Here is a 14,447-nt window from a genome sequence, read left to right on the forward strand (position 1 = left end):
GCCATGACCGCTCTTTCCGTTCTCGACCTGTCGCCGATCGTCGAAGGCAGCAACGCTTCGCAATCACTCGCCAATTCGCTCGATCTTGCCCGCCATGCCGAGCGGCTGGGCTACAAGCGCTACTGGCTGGCCGAGCATCACAATATGCCGGGCATCGCCAGCGCCGCCACCTCCGTCGTCATTGCCCATGTCGCCGGCGGTACCAGGACGATACGCGTCGGCGCCGGCGGAATCATGCTGCCCAACCATTCGCCGCTGGTCATCGCCGAGCAGTTCGGCACGCTGGCGGCGTTGCATCCCGGCCGCATCGACCTCGGCCTCGGCCGGGCGCCGGGCACTGACATGGGCACGGCGCGCGCGCTGCGCCGCAACCTCGAGGCCGGCGCCGACAGTTTTCCGCAGGATGTCGTCGAGCTGATGGGCTATTTCCAGCCGGCCGAAGACGGTCAGCGTATCCGAGCCGTGCCCGGCGAGGGCGAGCAGGTGCCGATCTGGATTCTGGGCTCGAGCCTCTATGGCGCGCAGCTCGCAGCCATGCTCGGCCTGCCCTACGCCTTCGCCTCGCATTTCGCACCGGCCGAACTCGACCACGCACTGGAGATCTATCGCTCGCGCTTCCAGCCGTCGAAACAGCTCGACAAGCCCTATGTCATGCTCGGTCTCAACGTGTTCGCGGCGCCCTCCGACGCCGAGGCGCGGCTGTTGTTCACTTCGCTGCAGCAGGCCTTCGTCAATCTGCGCACCGGCCGGCCCGGCCGACTGCCGCCGCCGGTCGAAGGGTACGAGCGCGACCTCGACCCGATGGCCAAAACCATGCTTGGCCAGGCGCTGTCCTGCGCCGTCGTCGGCGCCGCGGAAACGGTCGGGCAAGGCATCGAGGCGTTCGTGCAGCGCACCGGCGCCGACGAGCTGATGGTTACCGCGCAGATTTTCGACCACGCAGCGCGGGTGCGGTCGTTCGAGATCCTGGCCGACATCCACAAATCGCTGTCGGAAGCTGCATGATGGTCTTTCTTATTTGATGCATGTTGTTATCCCAAAACCGCTGCGCACCCTCGGTTCAAGCCCGAGGGCATGCTTTTGGGCGACATGCATCAGGCGCTGACGCTTTGTGCGATCGCCCCCAGTGGCCGGCATGAATTGCGGATCATAAGGCGTCCCTTGAGCGCCAGCTTGCGCGGCGGCGCGTCCCTGTTTCCGGCGAGCCGGTCGAGCAGCAGATTGGCCGCCTGCTCGCCGATCGCCTTGACCGGTTGTGCGACCGTGGTCAGTTGCGGCTGGAACACGTCCGACCATGGAAAATCGTCGAAGCAGGCGACCGAAATATCCTCGGGGCAGGACAGCCCGATATCGCGGATCGCCTTCATGGTGCCGATCACCATCGGGTTGTTGGCCGAGAAGATCGCGCTCGGGCGGTCGTGCAGCGAAAGCAGCTGCATCGTCGCGTTGTAGCCGTCGACTTCATGGAAATTGCCGAAACGGACGAGCTCATTCTCAACCGGCAGACCAGCGGCCTGGAGTGCCTCGCGATACCCTGTCATGCGTTCATGCATGGGCGAGATGTCGAACGAGCCGGAGATGTAGCCGATCCGCCGGTGGCCGAGATCGATCAGATAGCTGATGGCGTCGAACACCGCGCGCTGGTTGTCGAGAACGACGGTGTCGGTATCGACGCCTTCGCAAACGCGGTCGAGCAGCACCACCGGCACGTTGGCGTCGTCGACAATTCTCTTCAGGATCGCGCCGTCGCCAACGCGCGCGACGATCAGCCCGTCGACCATCCGGTCGAGCAGCAGCCTGATCTGGTCATCCTGCGTGTTCAGATCCTCGTCCGTGCAGCACAGCATAACCGCATAGCCGGCGCGATCGAATGCCTGCTGGATGACCGAAACGACGTCGGTGAAGAACGGATTGGTGATGTGGGGAACGGTAAGCCCGATGGTGCGGGTCGTGCCCATCTTCAGGCTGCGGGCGATCGCGTTGCGCTTATAGCCGATGTCGCGGATCGCCTGTTCGATGCGCTGGCTGAGCTCGGGACTGACGGTCGCGGTGCCGTTGATCAGCGCCGAGACGGTGGCGACCGAAACACGCGCCACTTCAGCCACGTGCAACATGGTCGGGGCCGTGGACTTTCGCTGCTTTTTTCGCCCTGACGCCATCATTTTCGAAACGTTTCACCGCCCTCTGGCTGCAATACCTACGGAATCTCGCAGATTTGCGCAAGAATTGAAATGCATCAATCCCGCCTCATCAGATACCGGCTTGACATGATCGAAACGTTTAGATTAGCGTTTGGGACATTCGACGACGACGGAAGGGAGGCCGTTCTTGTCATGGAGCCTGGCAATTCCAGCACGTCCGGAGATGTTGCGGCTGCCGCCGGCCCGGCCGTCGTTCTGAGTGCCGAGCACATCTCCAAGACCTTCGGCGGCATCGCCGCACTTGTCGATGTCGGCTTCGACCTGCGGCGCGGCGAGGTTCATGCGCTGATGGGGGAAAACGGCGCCGGCAAGTCGACGCTGATGAAAATCCTCTCCGGCATCTATACGGATTACGACGGAACGGTGAACGTCGATGCCCATCCGGTCCGTTTCGCCGGGGTCCGCGACGCCGAGCATGCCGGCATCGCCATTATCCACCAGGAGCTCAATCTCGTCCCCGAGCTCAGCGTTGCGGATAATATCTTCCTGGGGCGCGAGAAGCTGATCGCCGGACTTATCGTCGACCGCAAGGCAAGCAGCAATGCCGCCGGCGCCCTGCTGCATAGGCTCGGTATCGAGCTCAATCCGGAAGCGCGGGTCGGCAGCTTGCGCGTCGGCGAGCAGCAGCTGGTCGAAATCGCCAAGGCACTGTCGATGTCGGCGCGCATCCTGATCATGGACGAGCCGACTTCCGCACTTTCGCCGGCCGAATGCCAAAGGCTGTTTCGGATCATCCGCCAGCTCGCCGACAACGGGGTGGCGATCGTCTACATCTCGCACCGCATCGACGAGGTCATGCATCTGGCCGGCCGGGTCACCGTGTTTCGCGATGGACGCCACGTGCTGACCGAGGCGATGGCAAAGCTCGACGAAAACACCATCATTTCGGCGATGGTCGGGCGAAACCTGCTTGCCTCTTCCCAGGAAGAGCGTGGCCCCAGCGGCAAGGTCGTCCTCTCCGTAAGCGGCCTATCGCTGTCGAAACCAGACCGCCACGGCTGGCGCACCGCGCTCGACGGCGTCGGCTTCGATCTTGCCGCCGGGGAAATTCTGGGGATAGGCGGGCTGCTGGGCTCGGGACGCACCGAAATCCTGGAGACCATCTTCGGCTCCAGCGGCGGCCGTGCCGGCGGCGAAATCCGGCTCGACGGCGAGCCGGTGGAAATCCGTTCGCCGCGCGACGCCCGCCGGCTTGGCATCGCCCTGGTGACCGAGGACCGCAAGACGCAAGGCCTGCATCTTCAGGCCTCGATTACCGACAATGTCGCGCTGCCGCTGGTCGGCGCGCTGGCGCGGTTCGGGCTTCGCTCGCGGGCCGCCGAGCAAGGCCTGGCGCGGCACGCGGTCAAGGCGCTCGGCATTCGCTGCGGGACCATCGAGCAGCCGGCCGGGACGCTGTCCGGCGGCAACCAGCAGAAGGTCGTCATCGGCAAATGGCTGGCGACGCGGCCGCGGGTGCTGTTGCTGGACGAGCCGACACGCGGCATCGATGTCGGCGCCAAGCGCGAGATCTACGATCTCATCTTCAAGCTGGCGCGAGACGGCCTCGCCATTGCCGTCATCAGCTCGGAATTGCCGGAGCTGCTGCATCTTTCCGATCGCATCCTGGTCATGGCCGATGGTCGCCAGACGGGGATCCTCTCGCGCGCGCAAGCCAGCGAGGAGGCCATTATGCGGCTCGCGGCGCCGCGCCGGACCATGACGAGGCCTGCCGCATGAGCATCTTGAACATCCTGTCCCGGACGAAGCTCTATTGGGGCCTGATCGCCATCTTCCTGATCGGCGTGCTGGGCTCGCCGATCAGCTCCAAGGGCAACAACATCTTCCTGTCCTACGGCAATCTGCTGGATGTGCTGCGCCAGGTGTCGACCACCGGCCTGATCGCCACCGGCATGACGGCGGTGATCATCACCGGCGGCATCGATCTTTCCGTCGGCTCGCTGATGGCGATCTGCACCGTGGTCTGCGCCATGCTGCTGACGGTTCCGGGCGTCACGCCGGCGGTGGTGCTGGGGGTGCCGACAGTTGCCGTAGTCGCCCTTTGCCTCGGCATTCTGGTCACCCGCTTCATCTTCCTGAACATCGAAAAATCCCGCGCCGGCCCGCAGGCCACCCACGCCATCAGGCTGGAAAGCGTTCGTGGGCTGGTCACGCCCGGCATCGTCGGGGTGATCCTCTGCAGTCTCGTGCTGTGGTACCTGCTGCCGCAGGTAGGCTCAAAATTCGGCGTGGTCGGCGTGTTGCTGGTGGCGCCTTGCGTCGGCCTGCTGTTCGGCGCACTCAACGGCGTCATCATCGTTGCCGGGCGGCTGCAGCCTTTCATCGTCACGCTGGCGATGATGGTGACGGCGCTCGGCATCGCACGGCTGACCGCCGGCCAGAACAATGCGGTGCTGCCGGTCTACACCGGGTCGAACGCCACCGCCGATTTCGAAATGCTGCGCTCGCTGGTCTTCGGCGTGATTCCGATGCCGGGCCTGTTCTTCCTCGGAGCGATCCTGATCTACGGCGCGGTGCTGCGCTTCACCCCGTTCGGCCGCTACGTCTATGCAATCGGCGGCAACGAAGAGGCGGCACGGCTGTCCGGCATCGCCGCCGGCCGCGTCAAGATCGCCACCTACGCCGTGTCCGGGCTGCTGGCCGGCGTGGCGGCGGTGCTCTATGTCGCGCAATACAGGCAAGGCAAGCCGGATGCCGGCGCCGGGCTGGAGCTCGATGCCATCGCCGCGGTGGTCATCGGCGGCACCAGCCTGATAGGCGGACGCGGCAGCCTCATCGGCACATTCTGCGGCGTGCTGATCTTCGGACTGCTCTCGAACATCCTGCAATTGCACAACATCAATTCGAACCTTCAGCTCGTACTGAAGGGGATGATCATCATCGGCACCGTGCTCGTCCAGGAGCGCAATGCCGTTGATCTTCTCTTCTATCTGCGCCTGGTATTTGCGCCTCTCTGGGGCGGGCAGGCGCACAAGGAAACGACCGCAGCAAAGCGGCCGTCAAAAGAGACCCCGTCTCTAAATCTTGGAGGAAACAAGAAATGAAACGACGTGAATTGTTGAAGCTCGCCGCTGTCACCGCGGCACTGCTGACCACGACCGCGATTTTGGCCAGCGGCAACGCCTACGCGCAGGACAAGAAGTGGAAGATCGGCTTCTCGCAGGTGACGACCATCGAGCCCTGGCGCGCCCAGTTCAACAAGGACATCCTGGCTGAGGCCGCCAAGCATCCGGAAGTCGAGCTGATCGTCACCGACGGCGAGGACAAGACGGAAAAGCAGGTCGCCGATGTCGAAAACCTGATCCGCCAGGAAGTCGACGCGCTGCTGGTGTCACCGAAGGAATCCGCTGGGTTGACCGGCGTCGTGCAGCAGGCGATCGACACCAAGATCCCGGTCTTCGTGCTCGACCGCAATGTCGAGACCAAGGACTACACGCAGTTCGTCGGCGGCGACAACAAGCTGATCGGCCGGGCTGCCGGTGAATATGCGGTCGAGTTGCTCGGCGGCAAGGGCAAGGCCTCCGGCAACGTCGTCGAGATCTGGGGCGGCATGGGCACCCAGCCGGCACATGACCGCCATGACGGCTTCCATGAATTCACTGACAAGGAGCCGGGCATAAAATATTTGCTCGACCAGCAGTCGGGCGACTGGAAGCAGGACCAGGCCTACAACATCATGGCCACGGCACTGCGCAACAACGAGAAGATCGACCTCGTCTATGGTCACAACGATCCGATGGCCTACGGCGCCTATCTTGCCGCCAAGGATGTCGGCCGCGAGAAGGACATCAAGTTCATCGGCATCGACGGCCTGCCCAATGAAGGCGTGCAGCTTGTTGCCAATGGTGAGCTGACGGCGACGTTCACCTATGTGACACCGGGTGCCGAAGGGCTGCGGCAGGCGATCAAGTTTCTGAACGGCGAGAAGGTCGAAAAGACCATCACGCTGCCGACACAGAAGATCACCAAGGAAAATGCCGCCCAGATCCTGAAGGAGCACGGGCTCTGAGACGAAGTCGTCGATGACGGCGCCCCTCTCCCCGTTCTACGGGGAGAGGATGCCGGCAGGCAGGTGAGGGGCAGCGCTGACCAAGGCCGCGCTCACGCCAGCTTGGCCAAAAGCCTCATGAAAATCGCGGCCTCCTTGGCCGAAAGCGGCGCCAGCGTTTCCTCGGTGATCTCGCGGGCGATCGGAATCAGCCGCTCGACGGCATTGCGGCCTTCAGCGGTCAGATTGACCAGCAGGCGCCTTTTGTCGACCTCATGCTTGGAAAGCTCGACCAGGCCGCGCGCCTTGAGCCGGTCGATGACACCTTTTACCGTCGCCGCGTCCATGGCGATCAGGCTGCCAAGCTGGTTCTGCGAGGTCTCGCCGACATCGTGCAATTTGGCCAGGGCGGCGAATTGCGGCGGTGTCAGGTCGGCAATGTGCGCGGCGAAGATCGAGACATGGCGCTGGTGCGCCTTGCGCAGGATGAAGCCGACCTGCTCCTGCAGGCAGTAATCGTTTTCGTCAGGCTCCTCTGCCTCGACCAGCTTGAGCTTGATGTCTTCGGCGCTCACCGAAGTCCGTCCCACGCCTTGATGTCTTTTGCCGCGAGGCCGCCCATGCGGTCGTGCACGCGCGGGCCGCAGGTCATGGCGAGGCAGAACAGGATCTCGTCGGGACGAGGCCCGTCGCTGATGCCGACCTCCATGGCATCGAAATGACTGCGCACATAGGCGGCGTTGATATGGCCGAGCGGCACGTCGAGCCGCGAACCGAAGGCGCCGACCTTCTTTGCCGATGGCACGATCGCCTTGGCGTCGCCGAGCCGCTCGCGCATGGCATAGCCGCCAGGCACATGCCACAGCGCGCCATGCTCCAGCTCGCCGGCGATACCGACGATGGCGCCCTTGCCGTAGCCGTCGATCTGTTTCACGTCGCCACCCAATGCGGCAATGAGCTTGTCGGAGAGCAGCAGCCCGAGCGGCTTCAGATCGTCCATGGCGCTCTGGAGGTCTTCCACGTAACGGCCGGCGAATGGGTTCTTCACCACCGCCATGGCGGCGGCGCGGCGGCGCGGCACCTTCGCCACCGGCCCGCCCTCATGAAATATCTCCTCCGTCAGCACCGCAATCTTGCGGATCGCAAACTCAGGCATGGGCAATTTCCTTCCTTGATTTCTCGTTGGGCGCAACGAGCGCCATGGGACCGACGATCCGTGCCTGACCGGCAAGGAACAAGGCTGAAGCGGCAATCAGGCCACGTCGCCGAAAGCCTTCGGCGACAGCGATCCCACTGTCGAGCGCGGCGGCTATTTCGCCTGATGAAAGCGCGCCGACGGCTTGGGTGACCAATCGATCGCCAAGGTCGCTGTCGGGCGCCAGATCGCGCGCCGGCATGCGCTCGATGGCGCGATGACCGGGCAGGTCGACGGCGTTGGCGATCAGGGTCGCGGCGGCATCGGCTTCAGCACCGGTCCGCGCCAGTACGGTAACAGCGTCGGCGATACCGAGCGAAAAGGAACGGCCGCGCCAGCCGCTTGTCGCGATGCCGCGGATCCCGTCTTCGGCACGGATCGTGATCCGGTCTGCCAGTCCATGGCCCGTCCCGGCAATGGCGACGGTCATGGACCGGCCGTTGCCGAGATGGATCGCGCTGTCGCCGCCATTGTTGACGTAGGCGCGATCGAGCCGGCGCCCGGCCAGCAGCGCGCCAAGCATTTCGTCGGCTACCGAACCGGCGACCGCAGCCATCGGTGTGATGAATTGTTTCGCCAGCGGAACAACCGCCGCTTCCATGCGTCGCGCCGTCGGGCCAGCGAAAGCACGTGGTCGCGACGAGGCCGGGCGGCGCAGTTCCGGCAGTTCATCGACGAGCTCCTGCAGGATTGTTTGAAACCGCGCCACCGCCTGGCCATAGGCGGCGCGGCATTCGTCCGCATCGCCAAATGCCTCGATGATCAGGTCGATCGGGCCATGATTGAGATGCAGCCGCCTGCCGTCCTCAAGCCAATTTACCTGCGGCCCGTTCATCACCCGGCCCCGTTGCCCGCTGCACGCCGCAACTGCGCCAGCGGCGGCCACGGATTGCGGGCCGGCGCAGCCGTGCCGCGGCGCGGGTTGAGATACTCGCCGCCTTTGGCCAGAATGTCGTCAACACTGCGGATCTCGGCTTCGTAGCCGCCGAGCCTGATATAATCGTCGCGGCGCAGGGTAAACTCGATCGGCGCCACCAGCGCCGGCGTCGGCACATAGCCGAAGGCGCCTTCCGGCACGCGGGTGACATCGACCATCAGCGTGATGCCGCCGCCCGGCCAGACATAGACCGGCGCGCCGCCGACCGTTACATAAGTCGTCAGGCCCTGCACCGAGCGGGTCAGATTGACCGGGTTCTCGGTGACGCCGGCGCGCAGCGAGCCGCCGGCACCGCCGACGAACAGCACGGTGCATAGCGCCGGCTCGCAATTCTCCTCGATCAGGCCGACGGATTTCTGCAGCCGCTCGGGGAATGGTTTCTGCACCGGCTTCAACGCGTCGTCGAGCTCGTAATAGGCGAACTGCTCGCCGGTGGTCGAGACCATCAGCAGCGACAGGCCGGGACGCGCGCCTTTCTTCGCGTTCCATTCGCCAAGGATCGACAGCGGGTCGGAAATGCTGGTGCCGCCCCAGCCGAGGCCGGGCTCTGACACCTTGAAATAGCGGCCCGGCGTCGAACGGCGGCCGATGATTTTTATCCCCGTGTCCTGCCAGCCGAGCACCTTGCCCGCCTGATGCTCGGAGACGACGCCGGTGATGTGGTCGTCGACCACCACCACCTCGTCGACCAGGCCGCGCCACTGGGTGGCGAACATGCCGATGGTGGCAGAGCCGCAGCCGACGCGCATCCGATGTTCGAGCTTGCCGTCGATGACCGGCGGCTTGCCGGCTTCGACGATGACCACAGCGCCCCCGTCGATGGTGAGTTCGACCGGCTTGCGGTTGCACAGATTAAGCAGCGCATCGCAGGTGGCGCGACCTTCGGCCTTGGAGCCGCCGGTCAGATGATGCACGCCGCCCAGCGACAGCATCTGCGAACCATATTCGCCTGTCGTGACATGGCCGATCGCCTCGCCCGCCGAACGGACCGCCGCCGTTTCGGGGCCGATATGACGGTCGGTATCGATCTTCACCTTGACGCCGCAGTAGGAGAATATGCCCTCGGTGACAACGGTGACGAGATCGACGCCTTCGACCTCCTGGCTGACGATGAAAGGCGCCGGCTTGTAGTCGGGATAGGTGGTGCCGGCGCCGATCGCGGTGACGAAGCGGCGGCCGGTGTTGACCAGTTCGCCGTCCCATTCTTCGCCCTCGGCGACAAACGGCACGACCGCGCCGCCGGCCTCGGTCGCATGGTCGAGGATGGTCAGCGGATCCATCCGCACGATCCTGCCGCCGACGTTGCCGTAGCGATCACAGGCGCCGGTGCGGCCATCTGATATGTAGCACATGACCGGGCAGGCATCGCAGCGGATTTTTTCCGCCACCTGCTTCTCGCCGGGATCATGCGTCTCGAAGCGTTCGGCAAGCTCGCTCATCGGCGTGCCTCCTTGTCGCGTATCGCGGCGCGGATGCGGCTCGGCGTCGCGGGAATTTTGGTGACCAGGACGCCGGTGGCATGGCGGATGGCATTGAGGATCGCCGGAGCCGTCGGGATCAGCACATGCTCGCCCAAGCCCTTGGCGCCAAAGGGTCCTTCCGGATCCGGAACTTCGATCAGGATGGTCTCGATCGGCGGCACGTCGCCTATCGTCGGGATCAGGTAATCGTGCAAATTCTCGGTGCGGCCGGGGATGTACTCCTCCATCAGCGCCATGCCGATGCCTTGCGCGATGCCGCCCTCGATCTGGCCTTCGGCGAGCAGCGGATTGATCGCCTTGCCGACATCATGCGCTGCGGTGATCTTGATCAGCTCCACCGTGCCGAGCTTGAGGTCAACCTGCAGTTCGGCGATCTGCGCGCCGTAGCCATAAACGGCATAGGGCTTGCCCTGGCCCTTGGCGTCGAGCGGCAGGGTCGGCGGGTCATAGCTTTCCTCGGCGCGAAAGACCAAGCCGTCGGCATCGGTCTTCAGCGTGGACAAATCGATATGCCGTGTCGCTTCGCCCTCGCGGATGACCAGGCTTGTGCCATCGAGAGCGATCGCCGCTTTTTCCGACACATTGGCGAAGCGCAGCATAGTCTCGCGCAAGGCGCGGCCGGCCTTTTCGGCGGCCTTGCCGGTCACGAAGGTCTGGCGCGAGGCGGACGTCTTGCCGGCGTCCGGCGTGATCGCCGTGTCGGCGCTTTTCAGCCGGAATTTTTCCAGCGGCAGGCCGACCGCGTCGGCGCAGATCTGGGCAATGACCGTGTTCGAGCCTTGTCCGATATCGACCGCACCCTGATGCAGGACGACATCGCCGGAGGCGGAGATGCCGACCCTGATGGTCGACGGATTGGGCAGCGAGGTGTTGCCGCAGCCATACCAGCAAGAGGCGACACCGACGCCGCGTTTTTTTGTGCTGCTGCCGGCATTGAACAGCTCGGCATCGACAAGGGCGCGCATCCAATGCGGCCGCAGCGCTCCAAGGCACTCGGCAATGCCGACGCCCGATTCCAACCTCTGGCCAGTAACCGTTTCGGAGCCGTTACGAAGGCAGTTTTTCAAACGAAAATCGAGCCGATCCAGCCCAAGCTTTTCGGCCAGTTTGTCGTAGAGCGTCTCCTGCATGATCGTCGCCTGCGGCACGCCGAATCCGCGGAAGGCGCCGGAGATCGGCCCATTTGTGTGAATGGCGCGGCCCTCGGCCCGATAATTCGGCGTCGCATAGGGACCGGAGGCATGCACCGGCACGCGGTTGGCGACGGTCGGTCCCCAACTCGCATAGGCGCCGGTGTTGAAATCGCCTGCGAAGACCATGCCGGTGACGCGACCATCGGCATCGGCGCCGATCGTCGCCTTCATTTCGGCGGGATGACGCTTGGTGGTCGAGACCATCGATTCATGACGGGTATAAGCGAGTGCCGCCGGCCGCCGGGTCTTCATCGCGACCAGACCGATCAACGGCTGCAACGAGACATCGAGCTTGGAGCCGAAGCCGCCGCCGGTGGCGGTCGGCACGATACGCACCTTGTCGACGGCAAGGCCAAGCACCTTGGCCACGTCGTCGCGGTCCATGTAGGGCGCCTGCGTGCAGGCGACGACCACGAGCGTGTCGCCGTCCATACAGGCATAGCCGGCTTCCGGCTCGATATAGGCGTGCTCGACATAGGACGTGTCGATGGCGCCCGAAACCGTGAAAGCCGCGCCGGCAAGGGCGGCCTCCGGGTCACCGCGCTCGACAAAGCCGGTGGTGAGCAGGTTTGCCGGCCGGTTCTCGTGGATCAGCTGCACGCCGCCGGCCTGCGCCTCGCAAGGCTGCAGGACATGCGTCAGTTCGGTCCATCGAACAGGAAAATCCGAAAGGTCGAGATCGAGGATGGTCTCGCGCTCGCCGGCAACCAGTGCCACCGCCTCGCCGCGAAAGCGCGAAAAACCTTCGGCCAGCGCCGGCTGATCGGCGAAAGGCGCAATGACGCCGAAGCTGTTCTTTCCTGGTAAGTCGGCAGCGGTAAAGACGCCGACGATGCCGGGATGGGCTTTTATCCAGGCGTCGAGATCGCCGAAGGCGAAGCGGGCGTGATGATGCGGCGAGCGGACCACCAGCACCGTCAGTGCATCGGCCGGGAAGGAATCACCGCCGAATTTTTCGCCGCCGGTGACTTTCGGCAGGCCGTCGAGCCTGATCGGGGACGAACCGACGGCGTGGCCGGACTGCGGCATGCGATGGTCGAGGCCATCGGCATGGCGCGACGCATCCATCACGGCCGCAACGATCTTCCGGTAGCCGGTGCAGCGGCAGAGGACGCCGCCCAGCGCATCCTGGGTTTCAGCCTCGGTTGGATTGGGTTTGCGGTCCAGAAGTGCGGTTGCCGCGACCAGCAGGCCGGGTGTGCAGATACCGCACTGCGCCGCGCCATGGTCGAGGAACGAGGCTTGCAGCGCCGACAATCTGCCGTTGGCGAAACCCTCGACCGTCGTCACCATGGTACCAGCCGCAGAAGCCGCTGACATGAGACAGGCGCAGACGGGTTCGCCGTCGACGAGCACCGTGCAGGCGCCGCAGTCGCCGGCGTCGCAGCCGATCTTGGTGCCGGTCAGGCGCAATTCGTCGCGCAGCACCGAAGAGAGACGGCGAACCGGCGGCACGCAGACAGAAACGGCGACGCCGTTGACCTCGAAGGCGATGTCGACGCGCTCCATGCTCATACCAGGCTGAGTTTTGCTCATGCCAGGCTGAGCGTTGGTCATGCCAGGCTGAGCTTTGCTCATACCAGGCCGAGCTTTGGTCATGCCAGGCTGAGCGTTGGTCATGCCAGGCTGAGCTTTGCTCATGCCGCCACCGCCTTGTCATTCGACGCGTGACCCGCGGCACCGAGAACGGCGCGGGCGACAATCTCGCGCGCGGCGTCCAGCCGGTATTCGGCGCTGCCGCGCACATCGCCGATCGGCGACAACTCGTCCATCGGTGCAGACTGGATCGCAGTGGCGAGGGCGTGGCTGACCGGGAGGCCGCGCAAGGCTGCTTCGACGCCCGAAAGACGCTTGGCGACAACCGAACAGGAGCCGACGGCGATAGCAGCGTTGCCGACGATGCCATCCTCAATGATCAAGCGGGCGGCCGCCATGGCGATGGAAATGACGAGATAGCGACGCGCGCCGAGTTTCACGAAAGCCGACGTGCCGGCGGCCGCGTTTTTCGGCACGCGGATGGCGGTGACCATTTCGCCCGGCTGCAGTTCCGTGCGGCGGTTTCCCAGGATGAATCTTTCCAGCGGCAGATGGCGGACCTTCGCCACCGAGCACAGTTCGACCTCGGCTTCGAGAACGAGCAGCGCCGGCACGCCATCGGCGGCCGGAGAGGCATTGCAGAGATTGCCGGCGATGGAGGCAACATTCTGGATCTGCACGGAGCCGACTTCCCGCGCCGCCTGCTTCAGCGCATCGAAAGCCGCCGGAAGCGGATGACGGACAAGATCGGTCCAGGTCGTGCGCGCGCCGATGACCCAATGGTCCTCGGTTTCGGCGATACCGCGCAGCATTGCGAGACCATTGATGTCGAGGACATTTTCGCGGAAAGGCGTGGCTCCTTGCGTCGGATAGAAATCGGTGCCGCCGGCAAGGATGCGCCACGGAGCCTCGCCAAGCAAAGCGAGCGCCTCGTCTATGGTGGTGGGTTTCGCGTAACGGATCACGCTTTGCCTTCCCAGAAAAATGGGCCTCCTCGAGAGGGGCTCCCCGACGGAGCCTTCCGGCGTCCGAGCCGGTCAAATTCATTCGTATGCAAATGATATCAAGCTGGCAGAAATTGTCAAAGCCAGAGTTTCGAGCCGCTATCCGCATCGGCACGGCGGCACGCATTTGTTATGCCATTGGAGGTTGACGCAGCCGGCCATCTGGTCAAGTTTCTGCATCCGGTCGCGTCAGCGGCATTTTTTCGGTGGAACCTGGGTTCGGACACCGGATTCGACGTTTCGGCCGACTTCCGGTTCGGGTCATGCCTCCGGGACAAACAAGAGGAGGCTCCATGGCCGACGAAGCGCTTGTTATCATCGACCTGCAGAACGATTTCTGCCCGGGCGGCGCGCTGGCGGTGGCCGGCGGCGACGAGATCGCGCCACTGGTCAACGACCTGATCCGGCGGAGCGAACATGTCGTGCTGACGCAGGACTGGCATCCCGCCGGCCATTTGAGCTTTGCCTCCAGTCATCCCGGCAAGCAGCCGTTCGAAACGATTGACATGCCTTACGGCCAGCAGACGCTGTGGCCGGACCACTGCATCCAGGGCAGCCTGGGTTCGGATTTCCATTCGGGCCTTGCCTGGACCAAGGCCGAACTGGTGATCCGCAAGGGCTTCCGCCCGGAGATCGACAGTTATTCGGCTTTCTTCGAAAACGACCATGCGACGCCGACCGGCCTTGCCGGTTATCTCCAGGAGCGCGGCATCGACACGCTGACCCTGGTCGGCCTGGCGACCGATTATTGCGTCGCCTTCTCGGCGCTCGATGCGGTCAAGCGCGGCTTTCACACAACAGTGCGGCTCGACGCCTGCCGCGGCATCGACCTCAATGGCTCCGTCGAGACGATGCTGAACCGAATGCGTGATGCCGGCGTGACGCTGGCTTGAACATCACCAATCGCATTCG

At 64.3% G+C, this 14,447-nt stretch carries 12 protein-coding genes; 5 read left to right on the forward strand and 7 right to left on the reverse strand.

The features are described from left to right. Positions 1 to 3 precede the first annotated feature (3 nt). Entirely contained in the window at positions 4 to 1,005 is a 1,002-nt protein-coding gene (locus AC0L3N_RS14080) for an LLM class flavin-dependent oxidoreductase (protein WP_473548142.1), read from the forward strand. 89 nt (positions 1,006 to 1,094) lie between these two features. Here the strand turns inward: AC0L3N_RS14080 and AC0L3N_RS14085 are convergent, their stop codons facing one another. After that, positions 1,095 to 2,114 carry a LacI family DNA-binding transcriptional regulator gene (locus AC0L3N_RS14085; RefSeq protein ID WP_473488413.1) on the reverse strand — a complete coding sequence of 340 codons (1,020 nt, stop codon included), beginning with the start codon at positions 2,112 to 2,114 and terminating at the stop codon, positions 1,095 to 1,097. A 219-nt stretch (positions 2,115 to 2,333) separates the two neighbouring features. Here AC0L3N_RS14085 and AC0L3N_RS14090 point away from each other — a divergent pair, with 219 nt between their 5' ends. The 3 genes from AC0L3N_RS14090 to AC0L3N_RS14100 are packed head-to-tail and all read left to right on the forward strand — an operon-like array spanning position 2,334 to position 6,210. Then, the gene (locus AC0L3N_RS14090) at positions 2,334 to 3,920 is read left to right on the forward strand and encodes a sugar ABC transporter ATP-binding protein (RefSeq protein WP_473548143.1); all 1,587 of its coding nucleotides are present in this window, start codon (positions 2,334 to 2,336) and stop codon (positions 3,918 to 3,920) included. After that, on the forward strand, positions 3,917 to 5,245 hold the full coding sequence (locus tag AC0L3N_RS14095; protein WP_473548144.1) for an ABC transporter permease: 1,329 nt from the start codon (positions 3,917 to 3,919) through the stop codon (positions 5,243 to 5,245). Before AC0L3N_RS14090 ends, AC0L3N_RS14095 begins: the two co-directional genes overlap by 4 nt. Next, complete coding sequence (locus AC0L3N_RS14100) at positions 5,242 to 6,210, forward strand: substrate-binding domain-containing protein (RefSeq protein ID WP_473548145.1); 969 nt, start codon at positions 5,242 to 5,244, stop codon at positions 6,208 to 6,210. The genes AC0L3N_RS14095 and AC0L3N_RS14100 overlap by 4 nt, the downstream gene beginning before the upstream one ends. Before the next feature lie 92 nt (positions 6,211 to 6,302). Here AC0L3N_RS14100 and AC0L3N_RS14105 read toward each other — a convergent pair whose 3' ends face one another. The 6 genes from AC0L3N_RS14105 to AC0L3N_RS14130 all read right to left on the reverse strand — a co-directional run bounded on the left by AC0L3N_RS14105 (position 6,303) and on the right by AC0L3N_RS14130 (position 13,496). Beyond that, positions 6,303 to 6,764: a MarR family winged helix-turn-helix transcriptional regulator gene (locus AC0L3N_RS14105; RefSeq protein ID WP_473548146.1), complete on the reverse strand. Its 462-nt coding sequence runs from the start codon at positions 6,762 to 6,764 to the stop codon at positions 6,303 to 6,305. Beyond that, positions 6,761 to 7,345 carry an amino acid synthesis family protein gene (locus tag AC0L3N_RS14110; RefSeq protein ID WP_192358270.1) on the reverse strand — a complete coding sequence of 195 codons (585 nt, stop codon included), beginning with the start codon at positions 7,343 to 7,345 and terminating at the stop codon, positions 6,761 to 6,763. The genes AC0L3N_RS14105 and AC0L3N_RS14110 overlap by 4 nt, the downstream gene beginning before the upstream one ends. After that, complete coding sequence (locus AC0L3N_RS14115) at positions 7,338 to 8,219, reverse strand: UPF0280 family protein (RefSeq protein WP_473548147.1); 882 nt, start codon at positions 8,217 to 8,219, stop codon at positions 7,338 to 7,340. Before AC0L3N_RS14115 ends, AC0L3N_RS14110 begins: the two co-directional genes overlap by 8 nt. Then, positions 8,219 to 9,760, reverse strand: coding sequence for a 6-hydroxynicotinate reductase (locus AC0L3N_RS14120; RefSeq protein ID WP_473548149.1), 1,542 nt, complete (start codon positions 9,758 to 9,760; stop codon positions 8,219 to 8,221). The genes AC0L3N_RS14115 and AC0L3N_RS14120 overlap by 1 nt, the downstream gene beginning before the upstream one ends. Next, the gene (locus AC0L3N_RS14125) at positions 9,757 to 12,531 is read right to left on the reverse strand and encodes a molybdopterin-dependent oxidoreductase (RefSeq protein WP_473548150.1); all 2,775 of its coding nucleotides are present in this window, start codon (positions 12,529 to 12,531) and stop codon (positions 9,757 to 9,759) included. Before AC0L3N_RS14125 ends, AC0L3N_RS14120 begins: the two co-directional genes overlap by 4 nt. A gap of 101 nt (positions 12,532 to 12,632) precedes the next feature. Next, a complete protein-coding gene (locus AC0L3N_RS14130) occupies positions 12,633 to 13,496 on the reverse strand; it encodes an FAD binding domain-containing protein (RefSeq protein WP_473548151.1) in 864 nt (287 codons plus the stop codon). A gap of 332 nt (positions 13,497 to 13,828) precedes the next feature. Here AC0L3N_RS14130 and pncA point away from each other — a divergent pair, with 332 nt between their 5' ends. Further along, on the forward strand, positions 13,829 to 14,428 hold the full coding sequence (pncA, locus tag AC0L3N_RS14135) for a bifunctional nicotinamidase/pyrazinamidase (protein WP_473548152.1): 600 nt from the start codon (positions 13,829 to 13,831) through the stop codon (positions 14,426 to 14,428). Positions 14,429 to 14,447 lie beyond the last annotated feature (19 nt).

The sequence above is a fragment of the Mesorhizobium sp. WSM4807 genome, assembly GCF_055811615.1.